This is a genomic window from Streptomyces sp. MUSC 14, assembly GCF_001866675.1.
In the GTDB taxonomy this organism is placed as follows: Bacteria; Actinomycetota; Actinomycetes; order Streptomycetales; family Streptomycetaceae; genus Streptomyces.
This window is the reverse complement of record NZ_MLYN01000013.1, coordinates 174206-190817: the sequence shown is the minus strand read 5'-3', so window position 1 is coordinate 190817 and position 16612 is coordinate 174206. Positions and strand designations below refer to the sequence as shown.

At 71.8% G+C, this 16612-nt stretch carries 17 protein-coding genes; 12 read left to right on the top strand and 5 right to left on the bottom strand.

What is annotated here, in order from left to right; all coding sequences use genetic code 11:
- Positions 1 to 22: 22 nt before the first annotated feature.
- Positions 23 to 1552, bottom strand: coding sequence for a CoA transferase (locus tag BIV25_RS06970; protein WP_071371267.1), 1530 nt, complete (start codon positions 1550 to 1552; stop codon positions 23 to 25).
- A gap of 183 nt (positions 1553 to 1735) precedes the next feature.
- Between BIV25_RS06970 and BIV25_RS06965 the strand changes: the two genes are divergently transcribed.
- Complete coding sequence (locus BIV25_RS06965; RefSeq protein ID WP_071371266.1) at positions 1736 to 2179, top strand: MarR family winged helix-turn-helix transcriptional regulator; 444 nt, start codon at positions 1736 to 1738, stop codon at positions 2177 to 2179.
- A gap of 150 nt (positions 2180 to 2329) precedes the next feature.
- Here the strand turns inward: BIV25_RS06965 and BIV25_RS06960 are convergent, their stop codons facing one another.
- Positions 2330 to 2941: an ABATE domain-containing protein gene (locus BIV25_RS06960; RefSeq protein WP_071371265.1), complete on the bottom strand. Its 612-nt coding sequence runs from the start codon at positions 2939 to 2941 to the stop codon at positions 2330 to 2332.
- A gap of 81 nt (positions 2942 to 3022) precedes the next feature.
- On the opposite strand from BIV25_RS06960, the gene BIV25_RS06955 reads away from it, so the two are divergent.
- The 5 genes from BIV25_RS06955 (at position 3023) to BIV25_RS06935 (ending at position 6613) form a co-directional block, all read left to right on the top strand.
- On the top strand, positions 3023 to 3820 hold the full coding sequence (locus BIV25_RS06955; RefSeq protein ID WP_071371264.1) for an MBL fold metallo-hydrolase: 798 nt from the start codon (positions 3023 to 3025) through the stop codon (positions 3818 to 3820).
- 285 nt (positions 3821 to 4105) lie between these two features.
- Complete coding sequence (locus BIV25_RS52420) at positions 4106 to 4399, top strand: FAD-dependent oxidoreductase (RefSeq protein ID WP_071371263.1); 294 nt, start codon at positions 4106 to 4108, stop codon at positions 4397 to 4399.
- 86 nt (positions 4400 to 4485) lie between these two features.
- Positions 4486 to 4803, top strand: coding sequence for an oxidoreductase C-terminal domain-containing protein (locus tag BIV25_RS52415; RefSeq protein WP_071371262.1), 318 nt, complete (start codon positions 4486 to 4488; stop codon positions 4801 to 4803).
- A gap of 76 nt (positions 4804 to 4879) precedes the next feature.
- Positions 4880 to 5260 (top strand): hypothetical protein, encoded by a 381-nt coding sequence (locus BIV25_RS06940; protein ID WP_071371261.1) that lies wholly within the window; start codon positions 4880 to 4882, stop codon positions 5258 to 5260.
- A 261-nt stretch (positions 5261 to 5521) separates the two neighbouring features.
- Positions 5522 to 6613 (top strand): glutamate--cysteine ligase, encoded by a 1092-nt coding sequence (locus tag BIV25_RS06935; RefSeq protein WP_071371379.1) that lies wholly within the window; start codon positions 5522 to 5524, stop codon positions 6611 to 6613.
- Between the two features lie 253 nt (positions 6614 to 6866).
- Here the strand turns inward: BIV25_RS06935 and BIV25_RS06930 are convergent, their stop codons facing one another.
- Positions 6867 to 7331: an SRPBCC family protein gene (locus tag BIV25_RS06930; RefSeq protein WP_071371378.1), complete on the bottom strand. Its 465-nt coding sequence runs from the start codon at positions 7329 to 7331 to the stop codon at positions 6867 to 6869.
- 46 nt (positions 7332 to 7377) lie between these two features.
- On the opposite strand from BIV25_RS06930, the gene BIV25_RS06925 reads away from it, so the two are divergent.
- From BIV25_RS06925 to BIV25_RS06910, 4 genes are all read left to right on the top strand, one after another.
- Positions 7378 to 8004: a TetR/AcrR family transcriptional regulator gene (locus BIV25_RS06925; RefSeq protein ID WP_256255645.1), complete on the top strand. Its 627-nt coding sequence runs from the start codon at positions 7378 to 7380 to the stop codon at positions 8002 to 8004.
- A gap of 187 nt (positions 8005 to 8191) precedes the next feature.
- Positions 8192 to 8716 (top strand): hypothetical protein, encoded by a 525-nt coding sequence (locus BIV25_RS06920; RefSeq protein WP_071371260.1) that lies wholly within the window; start codon positions 8192 to 8194, stop codon positions 8714 to 8716.
- A gap of 268 nt (positions 8717 to 8984) precedes the next feature.
- A complete protein-coding gene (locus BIV25_RS06915; protein WP_177235183.1) occupies positions 8985 to 10193 on the top strand; it encodes an Ig-like domain-containing protein in 1209 nt (402 codons plus the stop codon).
- A gap of 173 nt (positions 10194 to 10366) precedes the next feature.
- Positions 10367 to 12529 carry a SpoIIE family protein phosphatase gene (locus BIV25_RS06910; protein WP_071371258.1) on the top strand — a complete coding sequence of 721 codons (2163 nt, stop codon included), beginning with the start codon at positions 10367 to 10369 and terminating at the stop codon, positions 12527 to 12529.
- 115 nt (positions 12530 to 12644) lie between these two features.
- Here the strand turns inward: BIV25_RS06910 and BIV25_RS06905 are convergent, their stop codons facing one another.
- Positions 12645 to 13829 (bottom strand): polyketide synthase, encoded by a 1185-nt coding sequence (locus BIV25_RS06905; protein WP_071371257.1) that lies wholly within the window; start codon positions 13827 to 13829, stop codon positions 12645 to 12647.
- A 554-nt stretch (positions 13830 to 14383) separates the two neighbouring features.
- A complete protein-coding gene (locus tag BIV25_RS06900; protein ID WP_071371256.1) occupies positions 14384 to 14998 on the bottom strand; it encodes a TetR/AcrR family transcriptional regulator in 615 nt (204 codons plus the stop codon).
- 199 nt (positions 14999 to 15197) lie between these two features.
- On the opposite strand from BIV25_RS06900, the gene BIV25_RS06895 reads away from it, so the two are divergent.
- On the top strand, positions 15198 to 15968 hold the full coding sequence (locus BIV25_RS06895) for an SDR family NAD(P)-dependent oxidoreductase (protein WP_071371255.1): 771 nt from the start codon (positions 15198 to 15200) through the stop codon (positions 15966 to 15968).
- Between the two features lie 61 nt (positions 15969 to 16029).
- Positions 16030 to 16458 (top strand): hypothetical protein, encoded by a 429-nt coding sequence (locus tag BIV25_RS06890; protein WP_143076588.1) that lies wholly within the window; start codon positions 16030 to 16032, stop codon positions 16456 to 16458.
- Positions 16459 to 16612: the final 154 nt, after the last annotated feature.

The following is a 16612-nucleotide window of genomic DNA, read 5'->3' as shown; positions in this document are numbered from 1 at the left end:
TACTTCCCCACCTCCCGCTGATTCAACTGTGGCGGGGCAGCCAGACGGGGGCGCTGCCGCCGCGGGGAAGCAGGACGTAGCGGAACCGGCCGGGGGTCCTGGACATGGTCACCTGGTCGGTGACGCCCTGGTAGTGGCCCAAGGGGGTGTCGGCCGTGAAGGTGTCCGGGTCGAGGTAGGCGTGCGGGGAGTCGGGGTCGGGGTTGAGGGCGACCTCGTGGGCGTAGTCGCGGTCGAAGACGCCGAGGCTGAGGATCCAGGTGGCGATGCGGGTGAGGTTGAGGGTGACGCGGTAGCTGCCGCCGTCCGTGGCGCGGCGCATCAGCGCGGCGAGGGTGCCGGTGGTGGCCAGCCAGGACAGGACGTAGTCGTTGACCACGCTGATGTACGGCAGCGCCGGCGTGCTGGTCGGCTCGGCCGCGACACCGTCCGCGCCCTCCATCAGCATGATGCCGCTGAGCGCGCCCGCGGTCTGGTCGAAGCCGACGCGGTGCATCCAGGGGCCGCTCTCGCCGGCGAGCGTGACGCTGACGTGGATGATGCCGGGCCGCTCGGCCGCGGCCTCCTCGGCGCTCAGGCCGATCTTCTCCAGGTAGCCGGGGCGGCGGTTGGCGTAGAAGATGTCGGCGTCGCGCAGCAGCGCGCGGATCTTCGCCCGGCCCTCGGGGCCGTACGGGTCGATGGTGGTGGAGCGGACGCCGACGTTGGCGGTGTTGTAGGTGGAGTCGTGCTCCAGCTCGTTGGGGCGCCAGATGTTCAGCACGTCGGCGCCGTGCTGGGCGAGGTCACGGCCGACTCCCGCGCCCGCGATGACGTGACCCATGCCCAGGGCGCGTACGCCGGAGAGCGGCTGGTCGGCGGCGCCGGGGAGGGGTTCGGGCGCGCTGTCGCCGATCTTCTCGATCCTGATGAGCGGTTCCCGCGCGATGTACTGGTACGCCGGTTCCCGCAGGAGCTCCTCGGTGGTGCGCAGCATCGGCATGACCACACCGGCCTGCTCGCCGGCCCGTTCCAGGTCGGCGGCGTTCCACTGGGCGACGGCGTCGGCGACGGCCTGCTTGTCGGGCCAGGTGCGCAGCAGCTTGTAGACGCTGTTCTTGATCTTCGGGTAGGGGTTGAGCGGCATGACCCAGCGGCCGTCGCGTGCCTGGTAGAAGTCGAAGCCGAGGGGGTTGGCCGGGTCGGAGGGTGTGCCGCCGGGGTAGCCGTTGAGGAGTTCCCACTTCTTGTCGTAGAAGGGGCACAGCCGGTGCGGGGCCTTGCGCAGGTCCATCGTGATGTCCTGGCCCTCGCCGCCGCGGTGCCGCCAGAGTGCGGCCAGGGCGACGGACTTGGCGGTCATGCCCAGGGCGGGGACGGCTCCGAGGCGCATGATGCTCGGGACGATCGGGTCGCTGCCGATGAAGGTGATCTTCCCGCCGCTGTCCGTGGGATGCAGGCCGACCGAGGAGAGGATCTCGCGCAGGGCTTCGTGGATGTCGAAGCCGTCGTCGTGGGTGATCGGGTTGGCGATGGCCTTCTGGATGCGGTCGGTCAGTTCCTCGGCGCTCATGCGGGGCCGCCTTTGCGATGTGTCGGCGCTTTCCACGGTCTAGCGAGTTGCAAAGTGCAACATGCTCACTGTAAACCCGGAGGAGTGGTGTTGCAAAATACAACTTGCCGCGCGACGCGCGTGTGATCATGCAGGAAACCGCACTCCACCAGGGCGTACGGGCCGCAGGGAAGGGGAACACACGTGACCGGACACGACCGAGGGCTCTCGGAGCTCGTACGCGAGCTGGTGACCCTCTCCCGGCGCTTTCGGTCCAACGCCGACCGGCTTCACCCGGACCTGACCTTCGTCGACTATTCCCTGCTGTCGGAGATGGCCGAACGTGACGGCGCGCGCGCAGCCGACCTGGTAGGCCTCTACAGCCTCAACAGGTCCACGATCAGCCGCCAGGTGGCGGCCCTCCAGCGGGCGGGCCTGGTGGTGCGTGCGGCCGACCCCGACAACCCGCGCGTCCAGCTTCTGCATCCCAGCGACCGCGGCCGTGAACTCCTCGCGGTCGCCGACGCCCGGATGCGGCGCGAGGTCGACGCGCGCACCGAGGGCTGGCCCCCGGACGAGGTCAGGGCGCTGCGCACGCTGCTCGCCCGCTACAACGCCGCACCCTCCCCGCTCACCGGGGACCTGTGACCCGGACGGCCCGACCGGCCGTCGGCACGCGGCATCCGTGACAGACACAACCCCCCTGCCGGTCCTCGCACTTGACCGGCACCGGCCTCGGGTGCGCAGCCGTGGACCTGAACAGTCCTCCGATCCCGCGTCCTCAGGCCGGCAAGCTCGTCATTCCGCCCCGGGCCGGCCGCGGCGGGCGTAGGCGCGGGCGGCGCGGGCGCGGTCGCCGCAGCGGGTGGAGCACCAGTGGCGTCGGCCGTGGCGGAGCAGGTAGCGGTTGCAGGGCGCCGAGCCGCAGGCGGTGAGGCGATCGGCGTCGGGTCCGGTGAGCAGTTCGGCGGCGTCGGCCGCGAGGGCGGCCAGTGCGTGCTCGACGATCGCGGTGGTGGGATGCGGTGTGGCGCGGTAGGGGCCCTTCTCGTCGTCCCAGTGCAGCAGCGGGGCGGTGGGGACGCGGGTCATGGCGTCGTTGACGGCCGCGACGGCGGCGGGGAGGGCGGGCAGTCCCGCGGTCCGGGAGGCGAGCAGCGATCTGATCTGTTCGCGCAGTGACCGCAGTTGGGTCGTGCACATCTCCAGCATGCCGGCGTCGACAGGCGCGAGACCGCGCGCCGTCAGCCAGCGGTTCGCCTGTGCCGGAGTCACCAGGAGATCGACCGTGTGCCCGCCGGGCAGGGTGATCGAGCTGTTGGCGAGGGCCAGGGAGACATGCTCCCCCTCGCCTTGGGCGGGCGGCAGGGCCGGCTCTTCCATGACGTGCTGCTCCTTCACGCTCCTCATGGTACGGCTTGCACTCATCCGTGAGAAGCGACTACGGTCACCTCACGGTTCACTGGAATCTATCCGTGAGGTGACTCCACCATGTCCTCGTCCTCGTTCTCCGTGGCCACCCACCCGTTCCCGGTCCACGTCCTCGGCGGCCCGACGGTCCTCTTCGAGTACGGCGGCCTGCGTTTCCTGACCGACCCGACCTTCGACGGCCCCGGCGACTACGGCCGGCCCGGCCGCCCGGTCCTGACCAAGACCGCTCCCTCCACCGCCACTCCCGCCGAACTCGGCCCGATCGACGCGGTCCTGCTCTCGCACGACGAGCACGCCGACAACCTCGACGACTCCGGCCGCGCCCTGCTCGCCGACGTCCCGCTCACCCTCACGACGCCCGGCGGCGGCCGGCGCCTCGGCGGCACGGCCAAGGGCCTGGCCGACTGGGAGTCCGTGGAGCTGAGCCGCCCTGACGGCGGCACGATCACCGTGACCGGCGTACCCGCGATCCACGGCCCGGGGACGCGCGAGGAGACCGAGCCGAGCACGGGCCAGGTCGTCGGTTTCGTCCTCACCGGCGCCGGCCTGCCCACCGTCCACGTCAGCGGCGACAACGCCTCCCTCGACGTGGTCAGGGAGATCGCCGCGCGGTTCGCCCCGGTGGACACCGCCGTCCTGTTCGCCGGAGCCCCCCGTTTCCCCGCCCTGTTCGGCGGCGCGCCGATCGTCCTCGACAGCGCCCGGGCCGCCGAGGCCGCACAGATCCTCGGCGCCCGCAGGGTCGTACCCGCGCACTATGACAGCTGGGCCCACTTCACCGAGGGACGCGACGAACTGGCAGCCGCCTTCGCCGCCGCAGGCCTCGCCGACCGGCTGGACTGGGGCCGACCCGCCTGAGCCGACGCGCCTGAGCCGACGCGCCTCGACTGTCGCGCCTGAGGCGGGCCGACGGCCGGAGTTCGGGGGGCGCACCAGGGCCGGCCCTGTCAGCGACAACCGTGCGGCGTACGGGGGACGGCATCCGGCCACCTTCGACAATGCTTCGCCAAGAGGGTGGGAGGGAGCCGGCATGACGGAAGCGTTCAAGCGCCGCACACCCAGCCGGTGGAGCGAGGGCGGCGCCCTGAAGGAGGAGACCCTGGCGACCGCCGCGCGGCTGCTGGCGGAGTCCGGCCGGTCGTGATGGGCGCCGGGTTCCTCGGTGCCGAGGTGGCCTCCGCCGCCCGTGGCCTCGGCGTGGACGTCGCTCTGGTCGAGCCCGCGGCCGTACCGCTCACCCATGCCGTCGGGCCACAGGTCGGCGCGTATCCGGCAGACGTGCACCGCGCCAACGGCGTGGACCTGCGCACCGGGACACAGGTCGCCGCGATCGAGTCGACATCCGGGCAGGCCACCGGAGTTCGGCTGAGCACCGGAACCGTCGTACCCGCGGACGACGTACTGGTCGCCATCGGCTCCCGGCCCAACACCGAATGACTGCACGGCAGTGGGCTGCGGACGGCCGACGGGGTGGGGTGCGACATGGCGTACACGCGCGGGGCGGCGGCGCTGTACAGCAGGGCATGGCCGCCGCCCGCACCCTCCTGCGCCCCGAGGACGCGCGGCCGTTCGCCCCGATCCCCTACTTCTGGTCGGACCAGTACGGGCTCAGGATCCAGGCGTTCGGAAACCTGCGCGGCCACGACGAGGCACGCGTGGTCCACGGTGACATGGCGGAAGGCCGCCTCCTCGTCGCCTACCGCACCGGCCCCACGCTCACCGGCGCACCGGCCGTCGGCATGCCGCCACGCGAACTGCGCGAGTGGCGAACGGCGGTCGCCGCCAGGACCGGCCGGCAGGACGCCACCGCCACGGCCACCGCGTCCGGGCCGCCCGCCTGACGTGCGGGCGCCGCGATCAGGATCCACGGGGTCCTGTGACCGCGTCGACCGGGCCGTGCGGGGGTAACGTCGTGGCATGACGTCAGCGCTGGTCCGGTTTCCGCCGTATCCGATCCGTGGCGTGCGTGTGCTGCACCAACGGCAGAACTGCGCGCCGCAGTTCGCGGACATCACGGTGGACTTCGAACCCGCGGCCGAGGGCTTCGCCTTCCAGGTGCCGAAGGGGCTGACGGTGGAGTACGAGCCCGCCGAGGATCTGCCGCGCTATTTCGCCGCGATCGCCGCGGGCATCCGCGAGCAGTTGAGCCTGCCTGAGCACGGGGTCGTGACCGCGGCCAGGGTGGTACTGCGAGAGGTCCGCGCCCACACGCTCGGTTCCCATGAACTCGCGTTCAAGGTCGCGGGCTGTCTCGCCGCCCGCAAGGCCCTGGAGCACACGAGGGGACCGCGCGTCTGAAGGCCGCCCACGCCGTACCCCAGGAAGCGGCTCCCGGACGTGATTACGATGGATTTCGCGTACAAAGGGCCCGACGGCCTCCGGGGCGGCCATGCCCCGCCGGTCGTCGGCCCGGTCACCGTCTGCTCTCGCGGCGCAGCGGACCTGCGGCAGAGCGCGGAGGGCGCATCCGGGTTTCGGCGTGGCGACGGCCCCTGGGCGCCGGGCACCTCCGGGCGCCGGATACCCCCGGGCCGTACGGAGCAGGAAGGCGGCACACAGGTGCGCACGGTAGGCGTGGAGGAGGAGCTCCTTCTGGTCGATCCCCGCAGCGGGGAACCGCAGGCCATGTCGGCCGCCGTCCTCGCCCACGCGGCCGAGGACGACCCCGGACAGGAGGTGTTCGAGAAGGAGCTGTTCGGGCAGATGCTGGAATTCGCCACGCGGCCGCACGCGGAGATGGAGGTCCTCGGCGCCGAGATCATGCACTGCCGCAAGGAGGCGGCCCGGCACGCGGGCGAGCTCGGCTGCGCGGTGGCCGCGCTGGCCACCTCCCCGTTGCCCGTGAGCCCGACGATCACGGCGAACGAGCGCTACCAGTGGCTGGCCGAGCGGTACGGGATCACCGCCCGGGAGCAGATGGTGTGCGGCTGCCATGTGCACGTGTCGGTGCACTCCGACGAGGAGGCCGTGGCCGTGGTCGACCGGCTGCGTCCCTGGCTCCCCGTACTGTGCGCGCTCAGCGCCAACTCGCCGTTCTGCCAGGGCCGGGACACCGGCTACGCCGCCTACCGCAGCCGTCTGTGGAACCGATGGCCGTCGGCGGGGCCGACCGAGCTGTTCGAGTCCACCGAGGGCTATCACCGGCGGGTGGCGGACATGCTGGCCACCGGGGTGATACTCGACGAGGCGATGGCCTACTTCGACGCGCGCCCGTCCGCGCGCTACCCGACCGTGGAGATCCGGGTGGCGGACGTGTGTCTGCACGCGGAGACCGCCGTCCTCGTCGCCGCGGTGGGGCGTGCCCTGGTGGAGACGGCGGCTCGCGACTGGCGGGCCGGCGAGCCGCCGCTCGACCACAGTGTCAGCCTGCTGCGGCTGGCCTCCTGGCAGGCCGCCCACGCGGGCCTGGACGAGTACCTGCTCGACCCGGCGACCATGCGGCCCCGGCCCGCAGCGGAGGTGGTGCGCTCGCTGCTGGACCACATCGGCGACGTCCTCACCGAGAACGATGACGCGGCCCGCGTCGAACACACGGTGAGCCGGCTGCTCGGCCGGGGCAGCGGCGCCTGCGAACAGCGGCTGCTCCTGGAACGCACGGGCAGCCTGCGGGGCGTGGTCACGGAGTGCGTACGGCGCACCCAGGGCGAGTGACGAGGCCAGGGGCCCGCGACGACCCTTCCGGCGGGCGCCTTGGCCTCTCTCCCCCCCTGCTGAAGGCGCCGTGGAGGAGCCGGCGCCGGAGGTGAGGCCGCCTCGGGGGGCGATGCGACGGGCGGTTCAGGCCATGAGTTCGGCGGTCGGGCCGTAGGCGCCGGGGCCTTGGAAGGTGAACGTCGGCGAGCGGTGTGCCACGCGTGGGACACAGGCCATGGCGGCCACGCGGGCGGCCGCACGCCGCCCGGCCTCAGGAATCGGTCGCGGCGGTGTGGTGGGCCAGTTCGGTGGCGAGGCGTCGCATGACCGTGCGGTTGGCGCGCCGCATCACGGCCCGGACGACGGGTGCGAGCATGCGGTCGGCGAGCGGGGCGCGGACCCAGGCGTACGTGAACGCGACGCGGCTCCCGCCGGTGCGCAGCGGTGCGAGGGTGTAGGTGCCGTGGGCCAGGCGCCGTCCGCCCGCGCTGACGTTGCGCTCGACGATGCGGCGGGGCGCGTCGGCCTCGACGACCTCGATGGTGACGTCGGTTCTGGCGCCACCCAGCGCGGCGGTGACCGTGGCGCACGATCCGATGCCGCGGGCGGGTCCGCTGTAGCGCCAGTCGCTCAGGTAGTGGTCGGTGAAGCGCTCGTGGTGAGCCATGACATCGAGGAAGTCGTAGACCTGCTCGGGCGTCTGCGGTACGTCGGTCGACACGGTGACAGACTTCATGTACCACACGGTACATCCGGCATGTACCACTCGGTACACTCGCGGCGTGGCGAAGACCGACGTCCCGAACCCGGACCCGTACCCGCACTCCCACCACAGGACAGCGCACGGTACGGACCGGGACCGGCGTGCCCGGCTGGTGGACGCGGCCGTCGACCACGTCGCGGCGCACGGCATCGCGGATCTGAGCCTGCGCCGCCTGGGCGCCGCGATCGGTGTCAGCCACCGCATGCTGATCCACTACTTCGGTTCCAAGGAAGCGCTCCTCGTCGAGATCGTCCGGACGGCGGAGCGGCGCCAGCGCGAGCTGCTGTCCCAACTCCGTCTGGAACCGGGCTTGTCGCCCGCCGATGCCGCCCGCCGGTTGTGGCAGCGATTGACGGACCCCGAGCTGGCCGGCCAGGAGCGGCTCTTCTTCGAGCTGTGCGGGCAGGCGCTGCGCGGCCGCCCCGAGGCCGTCCCGGTCCTCGACGGCCTCGTGTCGGGCTGGCTGGAGCCGCTGACGGCCGCCGAGACGGCGGCCGGGGCCGATCCCGCCTCGGCCCGCGACCGCGCCCGGCTCGGTCTCGCCACCGTCCGCGGCCTGCTGCTCGACCTGCTCGCCACCGGCGACCGGGCGGGGGTCGACGCGGCGATGGAGGAGTTCCTCCGGCTCTACTACGGCCCGGAGTGACGCGCGGCATCCCTGTCAACAACCAAGTTCCAGCCAGGACTTGGCCTTGACAACCCCTGCCGTGAATAAACGTTCAACCAAAGGGCTTCCCTGGGCGGCAAAGCGTCTACCCGCATAGATGATCCCGTGTTGTCATGATCATGCCCGCCCGGACGAATGCCGGGCACCACACCGGGAGATCCCCCACATGTCCCGAACGGCACGCCCCCTCGTGACCGCCCTGTCCACCCTCGCCCTCGCCGCGGCGGGGCTCATCGTCACCACCGGAACCGCGCACGCGCAGTCGTGCAGCCAGTCCTACCTCCCCCTCCCCGACCCCACCTGTCAGCCCGGCGCCCTCAACCCGGACGTCACGCAGAGCACCATCAACTCCACGATCTGCGTCTCGGGCTGGACCTCGACGGTGCGTCCCCCGAGTTCGTACACCACCGCGCTGAAGAAGAAGCAAATCGTGGAGTACGGCTACACGGACACCAGCACCTCGGACTACGAAGAGGACCACTTCGTCCCGCTCGAACTCGGTGGCGCGCCGAGGAGCGAGCAGAACCTGTGGCCCGAACCGCACTACGGCAACGAGACCTCGGCCGACAAGGACGTGGTCGAGAACAAGCTCAAGAAGGCCGTCTGCGCCGGCACCGTCAACCTCACCGACGCGCAGGACGCCATCATGACCGACTGGACGACGGCACTGGCGAAGCTCGGCATCAGCTGAGCCCCGACCTCCCCCCACGGGGGCCGGCTCCCCGCCCGGGGCGGCCGGCCCCCGTTCGGTTGTCCGCGCGCCACCCGGGGACCCGCACCGGCCGACAGACCCCTCATACGTGGAATTCGCCACAATTCACTCCCTTTAGGGTGGATGAGTGCGTAAGAGTGGATCCTTCACGCCGATTGCACTCCTCCGGCAACCGGCTCCACGCACTCGACGACCAACGACACGGGAGAAGCGTTTGATCACGGCACGCAAGCGACGCACCGGACTGATGGGAACGGCCGGCGTACTCGGCGGCGTACTCGCGCTCACGGCCCTCGGTGGCACCAGTAACGCTGCCACCAGCGGCAACGACACCGGGAAGCAGCCGAAAGCGCACGCGCAGGGAGCTCAGGCGAACGCCCAGGACGCTTCCGCCGCCCGAATAGGGATCACGCCCGGTCAAGGCGCCCACAACGTCGCGGTCAACAGCCCCGTCCGTGTCACCGTCAGCAACGGCAAGCTCACCAAGGTGACCATGACCGCCGTCGCGACCGGTACCGAGATTCCGGGCACGCTGTCCGCGGACGGCACGTCCTGGAAGCCGAACGGGCCGCTGGAGCGGGCCACCGCCTATCAGGTCGAGGCGGAGGCCGCGGACGCCAAGGGCCGCTCCGTCACCGGGAACGCCACGATCACCACGGTCTCCCCGGCCAACGACTTCATCGGGCACCTCTCCCCCGAGAGCGGCTCGACCGTCGGCGTGGGCATGCCGGTGTCCGTCACCTTCGACAAGGCGATCGGTGACAAGGCCGCCGTGCAGTCGCAGATCCAGGTCAGCTCCAGCAGCGGCCAGCGGGTCGTCGGTCACTGGTTCAACGGCAACCGCCTGGACTTCCGCCCCGAGAGCTACTGGAAGCCCGGCTCCGCCGTGACCGTGAAGCTCACCAGCCACGGTGTCCGGAAGACGGTCACGTTCAAGATCGGCCGGAGCCAGATCAGCACCGTCGACGCCAGGACGAAGCAGATGACCGTGGTACGGGACGGCAAGACGATCAAGACCGTCCCGATCTCGTCCGGCAGCCCCGAGCACCCGACGTACAACGGCCGGATGGTCATCTCCGAGAAGTTCCGGCACATCCACATGAACGGCGCGAGCGTCGGCCTCACGAAGAAGGACGGCAAGCCCGCTTACGACATCAGTGACGTGCCGCACGCCATGCGCCTGACCGCCTCGGGCACGTTCATCCACGGCAACTACTGGGGTGCCGACTCGATCTTCGGCAAGGCCAACACCAGCCACGGCTGCGTGGGCCTGAAGGACGTCAAGGGCGGCGGCGACGGCAGGCAGCCGGCCGCGTGGTTCTTCGACAACTCGATGATCGGTGACGTCGTCGTCGTCAAGAACTCCGCGGACAGGACCACGTTGGCCCCGGACAACGGCCTCAGCGACTGGAACATGCCGTGGAGCCAGTGGGTCGCGGGCAGCGCGACCCACTGACGCCCCACGGGCCTCGGCAGCCCGTCCTGTCCGCCGTCGCCGTGTGATCCGCTGATGTGGGCGAAGCGACCCCCGGTGTTATTCAATGAGGTGTGCCGTCAGGGATCTCGGGCCCCGTCGGACGGGTCCGAGTACGGCCCCGGCGTCGCGCCGGGGATTGCCGAGAGAGCCGCATGGACTCCACACCCTCCGCTTCGTCCTCTTCGCCGTTCGATCTCGTCAGCAGCGCTCTGGGGCGCTACTTCCCGAGCGGCGGAGCGGCGGCGGCCGCCGGTCCTGCCGACGCGCGGGACGACCGCGCCACCGGTCGGCCCGTACCCGGCGACGCGGCGGCGGGCGGTCAGGAGCGGATTCTCGGCGCGATCAACCTGGACCGGGACCTGAGAATCACCCGCTGCAATCTGGACGCGCCCGTGTTCGCGGGTCTGGACGCCGTGGCCGGGAGCCCTTTCGTCGATCTCCTGCCGCCCGGGGACGTACCGACGGTCACGCGGCGGCTGCGGCAGGTCCTGGAGTCCGGTGAGGCGCACGTCGCCCGGATCCAGCGCCTGCGTCGCGGCGACGGGTCGGAGCTGGTGGTCTCGCTGAGCATCCTGCCCGCGGCGGTGCCTCAGGAGGGCCTGACCGTCTCCGTGATCGCCATGGCCAGGAGGCTGCACCTGTACGCCGCCGAGACCGCGATCGGCACCTCGCTGGACATCGGCGAGACCGCGCAGTCGCTGGCGGAGTCCCTGCTGGCCTGGGGAGACGTGGCCGCCGTCGACCTCGACTTCGCCGTGTGGACGGGCGAGGGCGTCACCGAGCGGGCGCAGCGGCGCATCCGGCTGCGACGGGCGGCCCTGGTGCCGGACCGGGCGTGGCCCGAGGGCTACGTGACGCCGGGCGACGATCTGCCCGGCGACGCGAGTCGTCTGCTGGCGCTGGCGGTACGGCGGGCCGATGCCCCACAGGCCATCGTCATACCCGACGGGGCGGCGGTCGAGCGGGTACTCGGCAGTCCGCGCGTGCGGCGTGCCCTGGTGCCCGGTGACCGGTCGGCGGGTGTGGCGTGCATTCCGCTGGTCCTGGACGGCGCGCCGCCCGTCGTGCTGGGCGTGGCGGAGGTCTGGCGGCGCGCGGACTGCCCCTTCCGCGACAGCGAGCTGTTCGACCTGCAGGAACTCGTGGCCAGGACCGTCCACCACGTCGACCTGGCCCGTCAGCACCAGCGCGAGCACACGCAGGTGCTGGCGTTGCAGCGCCGGCTGCTGCCGCGGACCGGCGGCGACACCATCGAGATCGCCAGTGTCTACCAGCCGGCCACGCCCGACAGCGCGGGCGTCGGCGGCGACTGGGTCAACAGCTTTCCGCTGCCGGACGGCCGTACCGCGCTGGTGGTCGGTGACGTCGTCGGGCACGGCCTGGGTGCCGCGGCCACCATGGGCCAGCTGAGCATGGAGGCCCGTGCGCTGCTGTCCGCGGGGCTGGCGCCCGACGAGGTGCTGGAACACCTCGACGAGACCGTGACGCTGCTGGACGACACGGAGTCCGGGCTGGCGGCCGGCTACAGCGCCCTCGGGTCGACCTGCTGCATCGCCCTCTACGACCCGGTCAGCTACCACCTGGCGCTGTCCAGCGCCGGCCACCTCCCGCCCGTGCTGGTCTCCCCCGACGGGCACGCGGTCCCGCTGGTGGTCCGCCCGCACCCCGGCCTGGGCGCCGAGTTCGCGCTGCGGGAGCCGTTCGACGTGCACACCTTCGGCGCGCCCCCGGACTCACTGCTCGCCCTCTACACCGACGGCCTGGTGGAGGATCCGGCCGTGTCGATCGACGAGGGCATCGCCAGGCTGGCGGACGCCGTGTCCGCGGTGCACCCGTGGGACGGACTGCAGCAGGCGGCACGGCAGGTCGTCTCCGCGCTGGCACCCGTGCACCAGCGCGACGACGTGACCCTGCTGCTCGCGCGGATGATCGGCTACCGCAAGGGGGACACCGCGACCTGGCGGCTGCCCGCCCGCGACGACGCACCCGCCCGTGCCCGCGCACAGGTCTCCGCGCTGCTCCGGCGCTGGGGCACCAGGGACGACACCCGGGACACCGTGCTGCTGCTGGTCAGCGAGCTGGTCACGAACGCGGTGCGCTTCGCCACCGGTCCCATCACGGTACGGCTGATCAGGGCCGGTCACGGCCTGCTGTGCGAGGTGGGCGACACCGGGAACGGCCGGCCGCGGCTGGGCAGGGGCGGCCTCCTCGACGACGACGGTCGCGGCCTGCAGACCGTGCACAGGCTGACCACCCGGTGGGGGGTGCGGTGGACGGACACCGGCAAGGTGGTCTGGGCGGACGTCGCGAGGTGACACGGCTGACGGGCGGGAGTGGCACATCGCACGACATGGCACCGCGTGACGTGACCGGCGTACGGCAGGTGACGCGGGCGGCACCGTTCGCCGGGACCGCCGGCGCGGGCTCGCGCTACAGCCACACGCCTTCCAGGGCGGTGGCGGTCAGGCCCGGTGCCGCCGCGTACAGGACGGCGCGGCTGCCCGGCTTCTGCCCGGCGTCGTACGCCCGCCGCATGATGTCGAACACGGCGGCACCTCCGCGGTTGCCGCTGGTGTAGCTGTCCCGGCTGTAGTCCAGCAGCCCCGACGGCCACGCGTCGGGCATCGTCTGCTCCATGTACTCCAGCACCCGGGTCCCGCCGGGGTGCGCCAGCAGCACGTCGGGGTGCCAGGAGTCCGGGTCGTCCTGGTAGCGGAGACGCAGCCACTCCCACATCGCGGTGACCGTCTCCTGGACGGCACGCGGCCCGCGCCGGTCCATCACGAAGTGCGTGCCGTCCGCACGGGTGTCCAGACGGTGCAGATCGTGGGTGCCGGGCAGGGTGTGGTGCCAGGCGGCGTCCAGCCGCAGCGCCGACTCGCGCCTCGGGCGGCCCGTGACCACCGCGGCGACCGCGGTGTCCGCGAACAGCAGCCGGACGATCAGGGACTCCAGAGTGTCGTCCGCGGGCTGGTAGGTCGTGCTCAGCGCCTCGGCGATCACGACCAGGACCACCCGGTCGGGGTCAGCGGCCACGAGGTCGGCCGCCAGCGCCAGGGAGCGGGTCCCCGCGACACAGGCCCATTGCGTGGCCGGCAGCAGCATCACGTCGTTGCGCAGGGGAAGCCTGTTGGCCAGGGCGACGTCCAGGCCCGGCAGCGCCGGGGTGGTGGAGTGACTGGTGATCAGGCAGTCGATGTCCGCGGCGTCCAGCCCGGCGATCTGCAGTGCTCCGCGCGCCGCACGCTCCCCGTAGGACTGCACGGCCTCCCAGGCCGGCGCGGTGCGCTCCTGGACGGTCTGCGGCACGGGTATCGCCTCGAGCGCGGCGATCACGCGGTCCACGTCCTGCTGGGTGAACCCGTCACGTACCAGTGCCTCTTGGGCCGGCCCGGCGCCGACACCGCGCAGGCCACCGCCGTTGCCGGGAGCGACAGCGGCCTCCAGCGGCAGCATCCACCCACGGGTCTCGATACCCGTGCCGGCCGCGATGCCGTCGATCCGCGGCTCCCATGCGGCGTGCGGGTGCCGCTCACGCACTTCCGCCACGATCTGGCTGGTCTCCACGGGGTGTTCGCCGTGAATCACGGCAGGAGGGCAGAGGTAAGCGGCCATAAGGGGGCACCTTCCCGGTGAGGAGGAATGTCGCGAGTGCTGTGTCATGGGTCACTTCGGACGTCGCACCCAAGGGGTCGCCGATGGGCTCCACTTGGGGGCTCGCTGTCGGCATCGAGCATGGACGCCAAAAGGACATTTCCGCTGTGATGCAGACAACTCAGGAGCAGGTCGGAATTCGTGACACGGCACACATCACCGAACAGGGACCACCGGAGCCTCTCCGCACGCCACACCTGACAGACCGACAGACAGGAGTCGGGACAACCGCCCGGTCACCGCAGATCACCCGCGGACAGATCACTCCCGGCGAGACCCGCGGATCATCACGGGAACGGCGAAGATCCATGGCGCGCAGAACCGGACAGCGCGGTGCCGGCACCGGGCCGCCCGCGTCTCCCGACCACACACCGGGGCCCGCATCGCACCCCCCGCAGAGCTACGCCAACGCGGCGGCCGGCGTGGCGCGTTCGACTCGGAGCCGGGGCCCACCGCCGTACCGCGGCCGGCAGGCGTGCAGGCCGGCGCCGGTGCGCCGCCGGTGCCGGCGACCGTCAGGCCCCTGCCGACTCCCCCGCCGTCGCGCGCAGGTGTGCGATGCCGGTGTCGAGGGCCGCCTTGAGGTGGGTCGAGTCGCCCGTGGACATCATGATGGCCACGCCTCCCTGGACACCCGCCAGCAGCGCGGCCGCCGCCCTGTCCACGTCGAGGGTCGATGACACCAGGCCGTTCGCCCGGAGGGCACGCATGCCGTCGGCGAGCTGCTGCTGCCACTGGCGCATCAGCTCCGCCACGATCGCCCGCGCACCGGGCCGGGACCGCCCGACCTGCATGAACAGCGACCCCAACGGGCAATGGTCGCCCTGGCGTTCGTACCGTTCCACCACCGCGTCCCGCCACCGCTGCCAGGACTCCCACGAGTCCAGACACCCCAGGTGCGGCTGCTGGTCGGCCAGCACACGGTCCGCCTCGAACTGGGCCGCCGCCAGCAGCAGTTGGTCCTTGCCCTCGGGGAAGTAGTGGAAGAGCTGGCTCTTGCTCGTGCCGGTGCGGCCGCGGATGTCGTCGAGCGTCGTGTCGGCGACACCCCGCTCGCGCAGCACCTCGGCGGCCCCTTCGACGATGCGGGCCCGCGTGGCACGCCCCTTCGCGGTCGGCACGTCCGGCATGCGCCCTCCCTCTCCGCCTCGATGGACCGTCGGGTCCACTTTACTGTCACCGAGCCCGCCACTCTGGACTTGCCGGTCCATTTTCTGCGACGCACAGTGGTCCGCACAGCGCACGACAGGGCTGCGCGCCGCAGTACTGCGCGCTGCAGGACCGGTGACCGTGTGGGACACGACCGTACGAGACAAGGGAGATCGCGTCATGGGTGAACGGCTGCGGAACAGGACGGCGCTGGTGACGGGGTCGACCAGCAACATCGGGCAGGCGATCGCCGAGGCACTCGCCGCCGAGGGGGCCCATGTCGTCGTGTCCGGGCGGAATCGGGAGCGCGGCGCACAGGTCGTCGAGGGGATCCGCGCATCCGGTGGCCGGGCCGACTTCGTGGCGGCGGACCTCGACGGCAGCGCGGAGGCCGCCCAGGGCCTGGCCCGGCGGGCCCGTACGGCCCTGGGCGGGCGGATCGACATCCTGGTGAACAACGCCGGCGTCTATCCGGCCCCCGGTACGACCGCCACCGACGAGAAGACGTTCGACCGGGTCTACGCGATCAACGTCAAGGCGCCGTTCTTCCTCACCGCGGCGGTAGTCCCGGTCATGACGGAGTCCGGAGGCGGGGTGGTCATCAACCTCGGTTCCTGGATCGCGCGCCTGGGCGTTCCCCTGGGGGCGCTGTACAGCTCCACCAAGGGGGCCATGGAGACGCTCACGCGCGCGTGGGCCGCGGAGTTCGGCCCGCTGGGCGTGCGGGTCAACGCGATCTCGCCGGGTGTGATCCAGCCGCCGGCGCCGGAGGGCGGCGAGCCCCATCCCGGCGAGATCATGATGAAGGGCACCCCGGCCGGCCGGGTCGGCACGCCGGACGCCATCGCGCACGCAGCGGTCTGGCTGGCGAGCGACGAAGCGGCGTTCGTACACGGAACCGTGGTGGACGTCGACGGAGGCAGGACCGGAGTCGCGGTCATCGCCGCGTAACCCGCGGACCGGGCGGCCGTTCTCCCCGACCGCCGATCACCGATCGTCTATGATCATGGGCATGTCTGCCCTCCAGGAGCGTTCCGCCCACCATCAACTCGCCTCCGGCGAGCGGCTCTTGGGGTACGGCAGCGTCGTACCCGCCAAGAGCGCCAAGGGCATCAGCGTGAACCTCGGCGGGTTCATCGCGAACCAGTTCGTCAACGGCGTCGGCGCGCAGTCCGGCGCGGCCGGCAGCATCGCCGGAGGGATGCCCGACACCTCCGGCGCGCTGCTGCTGCGCGTGACGGACCAGCGTGTCGGACTCGTCAAGCCCCTGGACGGCACCCCAGTGTGGGAAGTGCCCCGCGCCTGGGTGGCCCGGGTCGAACGCCGCCCCAGGACCCAGCTCATGGCCCGCTTCCGGCTGCACTACGCCGACGGCTCGTGGCTCGCCTTCCTCACGATGCGACGCCGCACGATCGAGCAGTTCCGCTCGCTCATCGGCTGACCGACGTCGAGGCGCGGCGGAGCGGACCACCCCCGCGAGATCCACCTGTTGCACATCACGAAACCTGATGCGCAATGAGAACTGCACCCTTGACCAGTCGACCACGCACGCCCGACCATGTTGCGTATTACCCGCATCGTTGCGCACCACGCAT